This window comes from Xenorhabdus sp. SGI246 (assembly GCF_040838225.1).
In the GTDB taxonomy this organism is placed as follows: domain Bacteria; phylum Pseudomonadota; class Gammaproteobacteria; order Enterobacterales; family Enterobacteriaceae; genus Xenorhabdus; species Xenorhabdus indica.
The window spans coordinates 1-14873 of record NZ_JBFPEZ010000062.1 but is presented as its reverse complement, the minus strand read 5'-3'; the positions used below and the strand labels follow the sequence as shown (position 1 = coordinate 14873).

Sequence of the window (14873 nt, the reverse complement as noted above, 5' to 3'; positions counted from 1 at the left end):
TTACTGACTCCATTCAACTCTCGGTAAACTAAACATCAACATAACTTTCTCACACCATTGATGATAATTTAAGCTGCAATGCCCTTTTTCTTGTCGAGGATTAGCAAGTAACGGCTGAACTAGTCCCTGATGTTTAAGTAATGTTTGCAGGGAGGGAGAACATTTCTCCCAATTTAATACAGTACGATAGGGGCTTGATTGGTAAGAAGCATACAGTGAGACATTGTGAATCTCATCTTCAATAAAGTGAGATTGTAGATGCTCTCTCAATGCCACGAATTTTTCTTCGGCTGCGGTATAAAAGGTAGTAAAAATATTTCTGACAGAAGAGGGAATATGCTCTCTGTTTGTTAGGCGAAGGCGCAATGCTCCACCAATACAGATAAGTTTATTGCCGTTAAAAGAATAATAAGCGGCATGAACATGCAGGAGCTCCTGTAAACAATCCTTTCTTCCATATCCCTGAGAAAGATCTAGAAATACATGGATATCGTGGTTGTTTTGAATTTCTCGCAAAAATTCCATACATCCTGGATCGATATAACCTAAAGGATGGGCGAGAAGAATGGCGCATGGTTGTGGAAGAGGGCTTAGCATTTCCATCACAGCGTGGAAATCCGCTTGCAAAATCATGCTGGCTTGCTTTGGCGGTAAAACAGGATAGAAGAGTGGCTGCCAATTGGCTGCGTAAACGGATTCAACCATGCTTTGACATATCCACTCTGGCATCAGGCAATAACCTTGAGCCGCCACGGATTGTAGATCTGCGCGGAAAAAGCCTCGTACTGAACAGCCATAGCTCATGATATTGTCCAAAGACATGATATCTTGCTGAGATTGTATACCTTGCAAAGATAGTAGCTTATGGTGAGATATCATGGTGTTATCCTGAGATGAAGACGCTCAATATATTCATTGGCTAACTGGTCATAGAATTCATTTTCTCTGCCCCATAGATCAAGTTGAAGGCCAGTATAAGGGCAATAGAGCGTTTCCAGATGACTAATCAGGCAATTGATTCCCATTAATTTTTCTCTGCCCTGATAACTACAACCCCATTTAGCGGCATACCATTGACCTGCACCGTTGTTTATCATCAAAGACCAAGCTCCAGGCGTATCGTTATCGTCATAAGTAACTGCCAGATGATATTGATTACTTTTGGATAACAGTCCAGGAAGATATTGGAGATCTTCACGATTCAGGCTGCGCATATCACTTTGTTGAATGATTTTCCAGCCTTTCGCGTCTACATACAGAGCATCTTGCCACAATTGTTCAGTTTGAGCCGAAGTACTGTAACGTGTGATGGTATGGTAAGAGTGTGCCTTCTTAAGGCTACGTTTTAATCGTGTTGAGTGCTGGATCAAAAAATCAGCCACTCTTGTCTTAGGAGGTATGTTGACAATGGGAGCTGACCATTTGCTTTCTGCATAACATCGTAAGCCGTGTTGTTGCGCTAAATCACGCAGGCAGGAATAGACGCGGGATTTTTCGTTCAAATACTTAAATAAAACAGGTTGCTGCTTTAAAAAAGAGAGCAATTCTTTTTCTTCTTGAGCCGTAAAAGTGAAATCGAAGAAAGTATTGCTTTGCCACTGTTGCTGGCCTTCTTGCCAAACCAGATCAACATGTTCAAAACGTCTGAATTCAGAGTAACGCAATGCTGTACCTAAACGCCATAAATGAGATGTGGTTGGATTGTTAAAAAGGGCAACTGGTGCAGATTGTTGCATAATTGCCTGGCTTATCAGAGCTACAATATTGGCTGGAGAATATTTCGCGCTATCAAGCAACGTTTCATGAGGGATATGGTTATCCCATAAACTATCCTGGGCGACTTCTCTGATACGGGAATCGGGTAAACGATCTTCTATAGCTCGCTCCTGATTACGGGTAATCAGCGTTGGTTCCTGCGCAACGAGCCGATAATACAGAATTCGAGCACCTTTTCGCGCCAATAGGGAATGGATAGCGTCAATTTCTTCAGGATAAATAAATACGCCATCCAGAATGATCAAGTCACTACCTGCATCGAGACAATCATCAGCAACCTTTAACAACCGCAAAGTGTCTTCCATGATGATTTTTTGCGTAAGGTATGTTCTTGGTTCAACAAAATGATGAAAAGTATCCCAGGGTAAATAGGAGACGGTTAGCCCCTGCGCCAGCATGGCATCTTTCAGACAGTTGCACGCTGTGGATTTACCACTCGCCGGTGTTCCCCTAATGACAACAACAGTTTTATGCTTCATTGCCTAATACCTTTAATTGCCAGCCTCGCATGATATCTACAATAGAATGCAGGTTAAAGACGGTTTGATAGTAATCGTCATGACCAATTTTAGCGGCACGATGCATAATCTGTTTTGCGGTGAGGCGTAATTCGATTTTATGATTGCTATTGCCCAAACACATTTCCTTACCTTGTGTATTTGGTGCCGGGGTATAAAGCAATATATTGCAATTCTGCCCAGTCGCATGATAGTAAATCTGGATTGCTTTTTGTTGCGTGGTATTTTCCACAAATAGTGCTTGTTCTGGAGGAATTTCAAGCACTGTGCTGAGGAATTCGGGTGTATAGAGGGTAATATTGCGGTAATACACATCCAACATCATCTGTTCTTCATCTGTTCCCTGCGGATAAGTAGCATCCGGTTTTTTGGCGTAGAGACCATATAGCATTGAAGTTGGTAACACCGTTTTGATATCGGGAACCAACAGATCAATATGCTGTCGGATCTTATCTTCGCAGGTATCCACCCAATAGATTGGGGGTAAAGGAATGTCAAGCTGCTGCAAAGTATAAACAATGCCGGCTTCTAACCACTCTCTCATTGTTTTGTGGTTAGCTTGTTGCGGATCAAAATGTAACAAGTCGGCCATCATGATTGCTTCATGAGATTGAAAATAGAGATAAACAGAGGCATTGTGCTGTGAAGCGATAATTGTTGGCAGCACAGAATCGATCAAATCTTGTAGTGAAAGCCGGGCAGGCACACCTTTTGCGTAGCAGATGCAAGAGCCTCCCAACACATATTGGACAGGCTGGTTATTTCCGTTGATCTGAGTGAAAAAGTTATTGTCTAACATCATGACAAGTTTCCTTCCATAGCCCACTGTAAGACATTTTCGTAAATCGCATCATCAATAGGTACAGGCAGGCAAATACGGTCACTTACGACGACTTTGTGTTTCTCTAATGCTGATACAGAGAGTGGACTTTCTTGCAGAGACCAAGGGAAACGGTCGGAGTAGGGAGAAAGCTGATTTTTTATAATCGGGTGGTTAGCCAGATCCCAGGCTTGCCAATCATATAGCAGTGTTGAATTGAAGCGATCTTTGGGCAATTTGCTGCGTTTTAACCAGACAGAAACGGGTATCGTCCCCTTCGGGCGTGGAGTGATCCAATCTGTGGGTAAATGTTTCAGGATTTCTTGATAACGCTCTATTAATAAGGTGCGGAACAGTTCGATATTTTCCAGTTGGTTAATCAGCAATGCAGCTTGTATTTCATTGAATTTATTATTATCACCAAAACCAATACTATTACTCCAATCTGGATAACCCTCTGCTGTACGCTCAGCACCGTGGTCAGTCATCATGCAGGCATTGATAAACAAAGAATTATTTTTGGCAATCAATAACCCCCCTTCACCGCTACTGATTAATTTATTGGCCTGAAAACTGAAACCGCCATATTCGCCAAATGTACCCACGGGCTGATTTTGATATTTCACCCCCATAGCTTGTGCACAGTCTTCAATCAGATACACATTATGTTGTTGGCAAATTTGGGCGATTTCAGCAATTGAAGCAGCAGTACCTTCCAGGTGAACGGCAATGACTGCCAGAGGTTTGGTATCCATTTGATTTAACGTCTTGTTTAATGCCTCTGGACACATCATGCCATTGTCATCGACATCAACGAGAACAGGAATTAATCCACAACTAAGCGCGGCATTGGCAGTAGCAATAAATGAGATGGAAGGAATAAGAACCCATTGCCCTATTTTGGGCCTGAGTCCAAGCAAAGCAGCTTTGAGCGCGACAGTACCATTTGTCAGTAGAATAGCAAATTGGGTATGCAGAATATTTTGTAACAACCTTTCTGCCTGACGGCAATATTGGCTCTCTGTGGCATATCTAAACACCGCTTTATTATCAAGAACAGTTTGCAAACGGAATTGTATATTATCAGCAATCTTGGTATTACCGAGGTAAGGTCTAAGATATGACATATTATAATCCTAATAATCAATATTTTTATTAATATCACCTGTGCCAATGATGAACCGGAGCAGATACTTTATTCATTTGAATTATTAAATAAACAGCTATTGCAACCAGTAAAAGTATAGAGAAACCGGCCACAGGTAAAAAAGATTGTGTGGAGTCAGGAGCAATGGATACGATGATGGCAGCGATTGGGAATGAAAAATTCATTGTGATCTGAAATAAAGAAAACAGACGACCTTGTTGCATTTCTAATCCCTTTTGATAAATGGTCTTGGTAATTAAGACATTGAAATAAATTATTGCAATGTTATAGAGTAAATAGAAAAAGGATTTTGCATAAAACATGTTTAGCTGAAAAAACAGAATACCAAATATAAACATACCAATAAATATTGAAATGGGATAACGTTGGATACGGTTATCAACGCTGGTTTTATTGAGTAATGTTGTACAGAAAATGGGTATCAGGGCACTGAGTAAATAGAACAGGGTGACCAATCCATAACTTTCATTTGCTAAACTTTCCATAACAACAACAGGGAGTGCCACCATCAAAAACGCATTGGCAAGAATTGTAAAGACAATAGTAATGGCAAATGTCTTATAATAGCTCTGTTGAAATACAGAACGTAACCCAACGGACAACTGAGATTTATGCTCTGCTGTTCGTTTTATTTGCATTTTTATCATAAGATAGCAGATATAAAAATAAGGTAACAGAGAGAATAATTTGATAGTCACAATCGTATCTATTCCTTGAGTAATTCCCAGTAGAGCACCAAATCCAGGGCCAAGAGCTGAAATAAGCGATGTTGCAATAACAATATAGAGCGAGACATTCAAATGTTTACCACCTTGTTGCTCTATCCAGTCATTAAGTTCATGCCAGGCAACACGTGACCATGGAATTTCATAGGCAAAAAGAAACTCCAGTAATGAAATAAATAAAAGCAACATAACAGGGGAAAATGCTATTTCACTTAGTAATAATATTAATAATAACAATGTACTAAAAATTTCAATCAATAATATAACAATACGAAATTTCCAGATATCTGATGAATAGTCAATTTTATATCCCCATAACAAAGCACCAATGGATGTAAATAAGAATATGACTCCCATATTGGCATAATAGTATGTCATTGGCGTATTCTCAGATAATAAGATATAGGGATATCCGACGGCAAGAATACTTGAGCCAACGCCATTAATAAATAAAGAAAAAAGAAACAGATATCTTATCATTGTATTAATCTTGTTTTATGGTTGTATAATTGAATTTATTATTATAATTGTTTAAATATTTCACGCATTCATGTTCATTTTTGGCAGAGCAAATAACATATCCCATTTTTTCAGTGTAATGGGTGCTGGAAAAATAACTGCCAATCTTGGCATTTTGCTCCCATTCAATCACATGCTCATCAATAATTTCTTCTATAGGAGTTATGGATTTTACTTCTCCAATCGGTGGGTTAAAAATGATCATACCAATGCAATTAAGCTCATCGTTCTTTATGGAAAAAGAAGGCTCTTTGCAAGCCGAAGCAGGGGAAATTAATGCATTAATAAAGACATCAAAAGCATGCTTACCATAGGCCTTCGCATGGAGCTCGAATAGCCTGAGTCCTGGTGGACGTGATGCGGTTTCGCAAAGTATGAGATTGCCGGTATTTTCTTCGATGAAAATTTCAGTATGAGTGAAACCGTATTCGAGGTTGAATGCCTGCAATACCCGTCGATTAAATTCAAACAGCCTATGGCTATTGGGGGAGTCTGGCAACATGGTATGCCACATAAAATGGCTAGGTTTGGTTTGATCGGAAGGGAGTAATGAACAGGCATAAGCTCCAATGCTTTGATAGATAATCTTATGCTGGAATACTGCTGCATCAACATGCAGTAACCTGCCCTGGATTTTTTCTTCCACTAGATACTCTTCAGGTGTATCAAGTTCCTGTAATGTATAAAATAAGGAAGTGCGGTCTGAATGCTCGGTCACCCCCATCGATCCCCAAAATGAACGGGGCTTTATAATAAAACCAACCTGGTTGCCTTTGTGTTTGGCAGAATTCTCAACGGATTCAGTAAAGCGCTCGAAATGTTCAGGTGAGATTAACATCTCTGATGCCAGAGTGAATTTGGGACAAAACAGCCCATGTTCATTGGCAGTCTTGCGCATTATCCATTTATCTCTAAATGATTGGGCTACATCAATGACGTGGGTATCTTGGTTAATATGAGTTGCGATGGAGGCCATCAATTCAACATGAAGCTCAGAAAAAGCTATAAAGTAATTGATATGAATTGGGGCTGTGATAATTGATAGTGTGCCTTTGACCTGTTTCAGTGCTGTTATTATTTTTTTACAGGCGTGGTTAGCTAGCGGATCATCAACCACCAAATATGCCAATGCTAAAGAGCAATCCGTTGAATCCAGCCATTTTTTCTTAATCAATAGAATAAGATTTAAATTATATTGATAGCAGAGTTGAACAAAACGCTCACTATCTTTGATATCTGGCATACAGAAAATAGTCGGCTTCCCGCGATGAAAACTAGCCTGATTATTGATATGTATTTCTAAAGACATAGTTTTACCTTAATCTATTGGCAGGATCACAGCCTTTAATACAGTTACAAGTGATTACGGGATACATTTTTTTACGGAAGAGTGAGAATTTATCACCATGCCAAATATCGTGTAATGAACTTTCCAAGACATTCCCCATAATATATTGCTCAGGGTTTGGTCGATACATCGTGGTATCGCAAGGATAGACATTTCCTGTTACAGCATCGATAAATAGTGTTGTCAATGGAATGGCACATGCTTTTTTGCCAGACGCGTTATAATGTCCCATTTCAGCACGGCAATAATCCTCCTCATTGCGGCCGAAAATTTCATAATTGGCATCCATAAATAAATGGCGTGAAATCTGTTTGCTTTCCAATAGAGTATTTATTTTCTGCATAAATAACTTAATTTGAGCACTATTTAAAAACAGTAAAGGATAATCTTTAATCGGAATAAGGTTAACACCATCAACGCTCAGTTCGGCCATTTTAAGCAGAAACTTATCGATAGTATCGTAATTTAATGAAGTAACGACATGATTGACGATAATAATAGAGCCGGGTATTTCCTGCTTAATATATTCCATGGCAGCATAAAGATTATTTGTTAACCAACGAATGCCTCGTGACTCGCCATTTTTTTCAGGCTCTACATGGTCAATTGAGATATAAAATTTTCTGACAAGATGGCTCTTGTTTTGTACACGATTGAAAATCTTTTTTGATAAAGCAGTTCCATTGGTTGTAATAGAGATCGGTGTATTTCTATTACAATCCAAAATAGCCAGAAAATCTTTTGATAAAAAAGCTTCTCCTCCATGAATATTTACTTCCTGTGGTGAGAGAGCCTCTAACTCTTGCCAGAGTCTAATCATGTCTATTTGTTTGTGTGCATCAATCTGAGCGGTTTGCCATACATCGCAAAATTCGCAACGTGCATTACAAATATTATTTATGCGTATAAATGCATAGTTAAGTTTAGGCATGGCAAAAAGCTTTTCCGGGTCCAGGCCAATAGGGTATTTAGCTATGGCAATTAGCTCTTCCATATGATTTTCCACTTGTTTATAAATTCAAAAGTGATAATTATAGCTATTAATAATATGAAAAATAAATATAATTGGTTGTTGTTTTTTACAGGTTTGAGACTCTACAGAATTTTCTTATATAATCAATATCAAAAACAAATACTTATGATATTAATATTAGCAAATATCAATTTTTATTGAAAACTGATAAAATATTTATTTATATTATTTATTTGATGGTGGTTTTTTAATAGTGTTTATTAAATCATTGGGAAATAATCATTTCTATCAAATAGCCAAAGCCCACTCTCATCTAAGGTTGTACCACGTTTACGCAATGCTGCAATAATGTCGGCTTGATGCCAGTCATTTTTAACGTTGTTATTCATTCCTGCTATCCCTTCCATTAACTAATATTGATGGTGGTAATCCACGACAGGGTTAACAGTACCGGTAACGTCCAACCGGCGAGGCCAAAGCCTCCCCTCCCTGCCTGAACCACTATTGAAAGGGTGATAGCAAGCACACTGGTAGAAATTTCCTACCAGTGTGGACGTTAATTCAAGGCTGCTAAACCCTGGCCACTAGATTTTGCTAATGGCGAGAGTGAAATTTAACTTATTGTTTTATATGAATGAATAACTGGACGACTAAGTTTAACGACTATAGACCCAGTCGACATAACGGCCAATGTTCCGAATACGGTCATGGTAGGTTTTATGGCTACCGCCAATCTGTCGGGCAGAAAACTTTAATTCTTCAATCAACTCATTGGCTTTCTCTATTTAATACCTGACAACATGCAATCTCTGGCGCGCGACAGTTCGGACAAAACAGAAAATATCTGCTTTACCCATGACGAATATCTGTGCGCCAGAGTGAACGCAAGTTGAGGTATTGCGGGGTATCGGTTGAGTACTCAGTACTGCCGTCTGTATTAACAAGTCATCCCCACCGGCTAAAAGCCAGCCTCGATATCGTCAAATTCTCCTTTTTCAATCTAAAAATGCAGTGTCAGATCCACTGGGTGGTTAATCAGGCTAGAGCCTATCAGGGTTGAGTGATGCTGTGGCTGCGGCGTCACTTTCAGCGATAAATCCGCAAAAAGTGACACCTTGAGTTCCGCGAACGGTCAACAAAAGGTGCGCGAACGTTGAAATGCCAACAGGCACAGCAAAACGCCGTAAGGTTAAATGTCAAACGGTAGTCATTTGAATGGATTAGCTGTAGAAAAATTGTCTGTTGAATAATTCAAACAGAGATAGAAAAAGTATGAACGGATGCACAAAAGCTATGCTGTTGTTCATTGAAGATAAATAGGACTTATGTTGATTTGAAACGCCAGTGTATGAACTACGTTCAATACACTTCAGTAACAAGATAAAGATATCCTTTTGGGTTATCTATTAGTTTATAGTTTAAGAGACCTTCATTGCCAGACGAGGGTTTAGGTGTCTTGACAATATCTGCTTCCAAAGGTGGGCAGATGTACCGCAATTCTTGCTCTCTCTTTCAGGCTACGAGAGTTTTGTTTCGCCACCCGAAGGCGATCCTGACAGGCGATGGATCTTTGTAATAATAGGTTAATACCTTATCGATTAGATTTGTCAGGGCCAACTATTGTTTGATGTTAAAAATAGCCTCATAAAAATGCACAATAATTACAATCTGTTGTGGTGCTTAAAGCTATTGAAACACATCAATTTGTGAACCGAGGAAAGGTGAGATAATGATGCAAATGGAAGAGGGAGAAATAGCATAACAGCCATCTAAACACCAAGTCGTTTAAATGGCTGATAAGTGGTTTATGATAGTTAATAGCAGATCGGGGGTTGTGTATGGCTTATGCCTATATTTGCCCGCCTACCCCCTTAAACTTTTCAACAAATGCAGCAATTTTCTGGAAAACAGTTTGCTTTTTCGTTCTGTATTCCGGGTTAAGCGGACTTAACTTTGGTAGAGTTGAATTGAGTTCTGTGCCGTTTTCACTTGCGTATTCTCGTCTTAATGATGCTGTGATATAGCGTTTAGCCGCATCTTCATTTAAGTTCTCAGAATTGATTAACTCCTCTGCTTCACGTTTTTGTTCAGCTTGAGCAAATTTGAAGAATTCATCAATGATACTAGCTTTGTCGATAATTTCGTCCAAATTAGTTTGATTAATGAAATCAACAAGTAGACTTTCTTTTGCTCGATTACCAAGGCTGGAACGAATTAAACGGCGAACTTCATCAATTAATTCCGCCTTATTCTTATTCTTTTTATTGTTTTCAAAAATCAACTCAAGAATGTAATCCAGATTAATTTCCTGTGATTTGAGCAAATCTATTTCAAAAACGACATCATCCCAGTCAATAGTCGATTTGTCTTTCTCATTAGATGATTTTTCACGGCGTAACCAATCACGCGTATCATTATAGGTCGAGCGATAATCTTGAATAGCACGCTCAGTCGGCATCTCAATCGCTTGCATAGCAGCGATATCTTCATCGTCTAGGTAGTATTTAGCTTTAAATGCTTCAACAGCTTCCAGATTATCCATATCTATATGCTGTAGAGCCTTTAATCCTGCAAATTCATCGTAGTTTTGCAGTACATTCTCTACACGCAAATATTCGCCAAATAGCTTGGCAAAATCCTTTTTATCTTGCTCTTTAACAATATCATCAGGATTAGGAAAGCGTCTTTGTAACTCTGTCACTACATCTAAAAATCCACGGCGTGCTTCTCCGGTGACTAAATCAGTAAAGCCTTCCATGTATTCTTGATAACTTTTCTCCAGCACAATATTTCTGGTATTGCTATCACCAAATAAAGTGATAGCCTCAACTGTAGACTGTTCTAAATCACGGAAGGTGACGATATTACCAAAGGTTTTTGTGGCATCATAAATACGATTAGTGCGTGAAAAAGCTTGCATTAAGCCGTGGAAACGCAGATTTTTATCGACAAATAACGTATTCAGTGTCGGCGCATCAAATCCCGTCAAAAACATACCAACAACAATCAGTAAATCGACTTCTTGATTTTTGACTCGCTGAGCGAGGTCTTTATAATAATTTTGGAAACCTTGACTATCCACACCAAAATTCATTTTGAACGCGGCATTATAATCATCAATGGCTGCGCTTAAAAATTCTTTGGCGCTGCTGTCCATCGCGGTGAGCTCAAAACTTTCATCAATAATCTCACCTTTAGCATCTTGCTCTTCATTGGCGGCGAAAGAGAAGATGGTAGCAATATTAAGCGGTCTTCTGCTTGTTTTATTTTCGTCAGTCTCTTTTTGCAAGTTCTTAAACGCTTCATAATAAGCTTTGGCAGCATCCACGCTACTGACCGCAAACATCGCATTAAAACCTTTGCCACCGACCTGAAGACGATGCGTTTTTTGCCTGAAGTTATTTAAAATATACTGGGAAATTTCACGAATACGAACGGGATGTAAAAAAGCATGCTTGTTTTCTGCCGCGGTTAGCTTTTTCTCGTCTAACTCTGTTTCAATGGACTTAAACTGTGGTCTGACATCGTTATAATCAACTTTAAACTTCAATACTTTTTCATCACGAATAGCATCAGTAATTACATACGAATGTAATTGGTGCCCAAACACACTACTGGTGGTATCAGCTCCCAATGCGTTTTCTGGAAAAATGGGCGTGCCGGTAAAACCAAACTGGTAATATTTTTTAAATTTTTTCTTTAGGTTTTTTTGTGCTTCACCAAACTGACTGCGGTGTGCCTCATCAAAAATAAATACCACTTGCTTAGTGTAAATAGGTAAATCGTTTTCACTTTTTATCAAGTTATTCAGTTTTTGAATGGTCGTAACAATAATTTTATTGTCATCTTTTTCAATATTCCGTTTTAGCCCTGCGGTACTCTCCGAGCCATTAACACTATCAGGTGAAAAGCGTTGATATTCTTTCATGGTCTGGTAATCCAAATCTTTACGATCGACCACAAAAAACACTTTCTCGATAAAATCCAGTTCAGTCGCTAAACGTGCCGCTTTGAAACTGGTTAAGGTCTTTCCCGAACCTGTGGTATGCCAAATAAAACCACCACTTTCCGTATTACTCCAATTTTTAGCCTGATACGCACTTTTAATTTTCCACAAAATACGTTCAGTTGCCGCTATTTGATAGGGGCGCATCACTAATAAAGTATTGCTAATATCAAAAACGGAATAATGAATTAACACATTCAGCAAGGTATTGTTCTGTAAAAATGTCGCCGTGAAATCTTTCAAGTCTTTAATTAATTTATTATCAGACTTCGCCCAATTCATGGTGAAATCAAAACTGTTTTTATCACGCTTGGTGGTATTGGCAAAATAGCGGGTATCTGTACCGTTTGAAATCACAAAAAGCTGTAAGTATTTAAACAGTGAGTTTTCTGTATTAAAACTCTCTTTGCTATAACGATGCACTTGGTTAAAGGCTTCACGAATAGCAACTCCGCGCTTTTTAAGCTCAATTTGTACCAATGGCAGACCATTAACCAAAATGGTCACATCGTATCGGTTTGCCTGCGACCCTGCTTGCTCGAATTGCTTAATGACTTGTAGTTTATTACGGGGAATGTTTTTCTTATCGAGCAGATAGATGTTCTCAATATGCCCATCATCAAAAACAAAGTCGTGGATATAATCGTTATGAATTTTACGCGTTTTATCTATGCTGCTATCGTTGGGCTTATCTAAGTACTGCTCAACAAAGCGTTGCCACTCACTATCCAGAAATTCTACATTGTTCAGTGCCTGCAATTGCTTCCGCGCATTAACCAGCATGTTTTGGGGCGTATTTAAGCCGGTTACATATTCATAACCTTGGTTGATTAAATCGTCGATCAATTCACGTTCTAAATTATCTTCGCTTTGGTAGGTTTCATTTAGCTGCAATACCTTAGTGTATCTATCAAGTACGATAAAATTATTTGATTCAGCAATCGTTTTGTATTCGTGCATACTTTCACCTATAAATTCGATTCACGCGAATCTTCTGCCTGTTGGAAGCGGTACATCGTGTTAATTTCATTAACCAGATAATGTAATACACGTTTATCCTCATCCGTGAGCGCGGCTACTTCTTCACCTGCATGTTTTGAATGACTAGAAATATTTATAATTCGAGTCTCATACGGGTTGGGTCTGCCGTCATTAGTTTTTGGCAACAGATCGCCCCATTTCTTATAACCAAGGAATGTCGAGGTTTTTTCAAGAATATTTCTTAAGAAGTTGAAATGGTACTTGTTTACTTGATCACTTTCGATGGCTTTTTCAAGTTCTGACTTTAAATAAAGATGATATGAAAATGGTGAATCATTCGGTTGGATTGCCAGCTGATACGTACCATCTTCATGTTTTGTCAGCCTGTATTTCTCAAATCCTTTCTTTTTATAGCTTTTATCATCGCTATTTAGTTCATTATGTAGCACGTTATAGAAAAGAGGATTATGCGTCGTGATGATAAATTTAACGCCAGACTCGTTAGATTTAATCAGTTGAGCAAGATGGACTGCCAATTCAATCAGATGGTTTTCATCTAACGAACTTACCGGGTCATCAATAAATATGTATTGCAATTGATTAAACTGAGCGGTTTCCCGCTCATCAGGCTCAGCAACATTCAGCACGCTGATGACTTGCTCAATCAGTGTGTAAAACACGCTCCAGATAAAATTGCTTTCTTCGCCTTTTGATATTTTGACATTTTCAGTTCGCGCTTCATGGCCACGTTCGAAAGAAAACGTGACCTCCGAACCACTTTCGCTAAAATGCGGGGTAAGTTTTTCATCCATATAGCGTTGAAAATTAGCAATGATGTTCCTGTCTTGCCCTTGGTCTTTCAGTACCCAATCTGTAAATGAATTTGGCTGGATTTTGAGTTTAGGCTCGGCATCCTCAGATAAGTCGTTATCCCAGTAGAACAAGTCTTCGGTAAAGGCGTTGTAATACAAAAAATTAGTACGCGTTAATGATAGTTCTTTATTGTTGGTACTTTCATCATTATCAATTTTTGGCGTAATCAGCTGTTTAAATTCCCGCGAAAGCCGGGTTTTACCCGTGCCATTAAAGGCATAAATCAGCTGTACTTTCTTGTTAGCCTCTTTTAGCTGCTGTGCTATTTCCGTTAGCGTTTTGCCCATATCACACCTCTACCACTGGTTTGGGGAAACTCAATAGCAGATCGCGATAATATTCATATTGCTTTTGACGTAGTTCAATTTCACGGGGCAAACCTTCACTGATGGAGTTGGTTAGAGCGTCGAATTTGTCTAGGATTGAGACGATATGCTCTTGTTTTGCAAGCGACTTTTCAGGGTTGTTAGCATACGGAATAGGGATTTTGAATCCTTTTATGATTCCTGAGTTGAGATCACCTCTGGCACCTTGTCCAAGTCCTTTGAGGTTTTCGTAGCTAAAACTTACCCAATGAAAAACATATCGGTATAACGCCTTTTCGAGATCAACTTCTAGGCAACAACAGTGCTGATTAGTCGTTAGGGGTATTTTATTGATGGCAGACCGTCCTGCGGTCGCGCCTGAAATTGCAACAATAACGCAATTTTCAGGAATCCACTTGGCTGCTGAATTTTTTAATGCAGCTGGAGTTATCTTAACTTCTGTTCCTTCAATGTCAGAAAATTTAACCTCCTGTGTTCTTAACCAAGGAATTGTGCCACCATCGTAATATTCTGAATTGCCCGCTGTGGGGGTTCCACCAGAGTATGATTTAAGGGATACGTCTCCTAAAGTCTTCCACTCCACTTCACTTTCTTCAAAACTCAACAACTGGTCTCGATAGTAGTTGTATTGTTTTTTGCGTGCGGTAAGCTCAGCTGTGAGCTCAGCTGTGAGCTCGGTAAAGGTGTCCAAAATGCGGACGATTTCCGTTTGGATATTGAGGGGGGGAATAGGTACTAGGCTGTGTCCCTTAATATAAATTAGTAGTATTATCATCCAGTTGATTTTAATACTGGAATAAAATGATGGCACGCTACGACATTCCTGATGATGCTTGGATA

General features: G+C 39.0%; 12 protein-coding genes. All 12 read right to left on the bottom strand.

What is annotated here, in order from left to right:
- Positions 1-879 (bottom strand): hypothetical protein, encoded by an 879-nt coding sequence (locus tag ABLA85_RS14205; protein ID WP_367965063.1) that lies wholly within the window; start codon positions 877-879, stop codon positions 1-3.
- Positions 876-2255 carry an AAA family ATPase gene (locus ABLA85_RS14200; protein ID WP_367965062.1) on the bottom strand — a complete coding sequence of 460 codons (1380 nt, stop codon included), beginning with the start codon at positions 2253-2255 and terminating at the stop codon, positions 876-878. Before ABLA85_RS14200 ends, ABLA85_RS14205 begins: the two co-directional genes overlap by 4 nt.
- Positions 2245-3096, bottom strand: a complete 852-nt coding sequence (locus ABLA85_RS14195; RefSeq protein WP_367965061.1) for a hypothetical protein — start codon at positions 3094-3096, stop codon at positions 2245-2247. Before ABLA85_RS14195 ends, ABLA85_RS14200 begins: the two co-directional genes overlap by 11 nt.
- Positions 3093-4241 carry a DegT/DnrJ/EryC1/StrS family aminotransferase gene (locus ABLA85_RS14190; protein ID WP_367965060.1) on the bottom strand — a complete coding sequence of 383 codons (1149 nt, stop codon included), beginning with the start codon at positions 4239-4241 and terminating at the stop codon, positions 3093-3095. The genes ABLA85_RS14195 and ABLA85_RS14190 overlap by 4 nt, the downstream gene beginning before the upstream one ends.
- 34 nt (positions 4242-4275) lie before the next feature.
- Positions 4276-5487 (bottom strand): hypothetical protein, encoded by a 1212-nt coding sequence (locus ABLA85_RS14185; protein WP_367965059.1) that lies wholly within the window; start codon positions 5485-5487, stop codon positions 4276-4278.
- A 4-nt stretch (positions 5488-5491) separates the two neighbouring features.
- Positions 5492-6835, bottom strand: coding sequence for an acetyl-CoA carboxylase biotin carboxylase subunit family protein (locus ABLA85_RS14180; protein ID WP_367965058.1), 1344 nt, complete (start codon positions 6833-6835; stop codon positions 5492-5494).
- Between the two features lie 4 nt (positions 6836-6839).
- The gene (locus tag ABLA85_RS14175) at positions 6840-7868 is read right to left on the bottom strand and encodes a radical SAM protein (protein WP_367965057.1); all 1029 of its coding nucleotides are present in this window, start codon (positions 7866-7868) and stop codon (positions 6840-6842) included.
- A 239-nt stretch (positions 7869-8107) separates the two neighbouring features.
- The gene (locus ABLA85_RS14170; RefSeq protein ID WP_367965056.1) at positions 8108-8236 is read right to left on the bottom strand and encodes a helix-turn-helix domain-containing protein; all 129 of its coding nucleotides are present in this window, start codon (positions 8234-8236) and stop codon (positions 8108-8110) included.
- 267 nt (positions 8237-8503) lie between these two features.
- Positions 8504-8614 carry a phage integrase N-terminal domain-containing protein gene (locus ABLA85_RS14165; RefSeq protein WP_367965055.1) on the bottom strand — a complete coding sequence of 37 codons (111 nt, stop codon included), beginning with the start codon at positions 8612-8614 and terminating at the stop codon, positions 8504-8506.
- Positions 8615-9696: 1082 nt separating this feature from the next.
- Entirely contained in the window at positions 9697-12813 is a 3117-nt protein-coding gene (locus ABLA85_RS14160) for a type I restriction endonuclease subunit R (RefSeq protein ID WP_367965054.1), read from the bottom strand.
- 8 nt (positions 12814-12821) lie between these two features.
- Positions 12822-13994 carry an AAA family ATPase gene (locus tag ABLA85_RS14155; protein WP_367965053.1) on the bottom strand — a complete coding sequence of 391 codons (1173 nt, stop codon included), beginning with the start codon at positions 13992-13994 and terminating at the stop codon, positions 12822-12824.
- 1 nt (position 13995) lies between these two features.
- The coding region (locus ABLA85_RS14150; RefSeq protein WP_367965052.1) for a restriction endonuclease subunit S at positions 13996-14873 on the bottom strand (878 nt) is incomplete at its 5' end.

What these genes read in the sequence shown, in the direction of transcription:
- ABLA85_RS14205 (WP_367965063.1), bottom strand. Translation starts at nt 879, where the DNA reads ATGATATCTCACCATAAGCTACTATCTTTGCAAGGTATACAATCTCAG.
- ABLA85_RS14200 (WP_367965062.1), bottom strand. Translation starts at nt 2,255, where the DNA reads ATGAAGCATAAAACTGTTGTTGTCATTAGGGGAACACCGGCGAGTGGT.
- ABLA85_RS14195 (WP_367965061.1), bottom strand. Translation starts at nt 3,096, where the DNA reads ATGATGTTAGACAATAACTTTTTCACTCAGATCAACGGAAATAACCAG.
- ABLA85_RS14190 (WP_367965060.1), bottom strand. Translation starts at nt 4,241, where the DNA reads ATGTCATATCTTAGACCTTACCTCGGTAATACCAAGATTGCTGATAAT.
- ABLA85_RS14185 (WP_367965059.1), bottom strand. Translation starts at nt 5,487, where the DNA reads ATGATAAGATATCTGTTTCTTTTTTCTTTATTTATTAATGGCGTTGGC.
- ABLA85_RS14180 (WP_367965058.1), bottom strand. Translation starts at nt 6,835, where the DNA reads ATGTCTTTAGAAATACATATCAATAATCAGGCTAGTTTTCATCGCGGG.
- ABLA85_RS14175 (WP_367965057.1), bottom strand. Translation starts at nt 7,868, where the DNA reads ATGGAAGAGCTAATTGCCATAGCTAAATACCCTATTGGCCTGGACCCG.
- ABLA85_RS14170 (WP_367965056.1), bottom strand. Translation starts at nt 8,236, where the DNA reads ATGAATAACAACGTTAAAAATGACTGGCATCAAGCCGACATTATTGCA.
- ABLA85_RS14160 (WP_367965054.1), bottom strand. Translation starts at nt 12,813, where the DNA reads ATGCACGAATACAAAACGATTGCTGAATCAAATAATTTTATCGTACTT.
- ABLA85_RS14155 (WP_367965053.1), bottom strand. Translation starts at nt 13,994, where the DNA reads ATGGGCAAAACGCTAACGGAAATAGCACAGCAGCTAAAAGAGGCTAAC.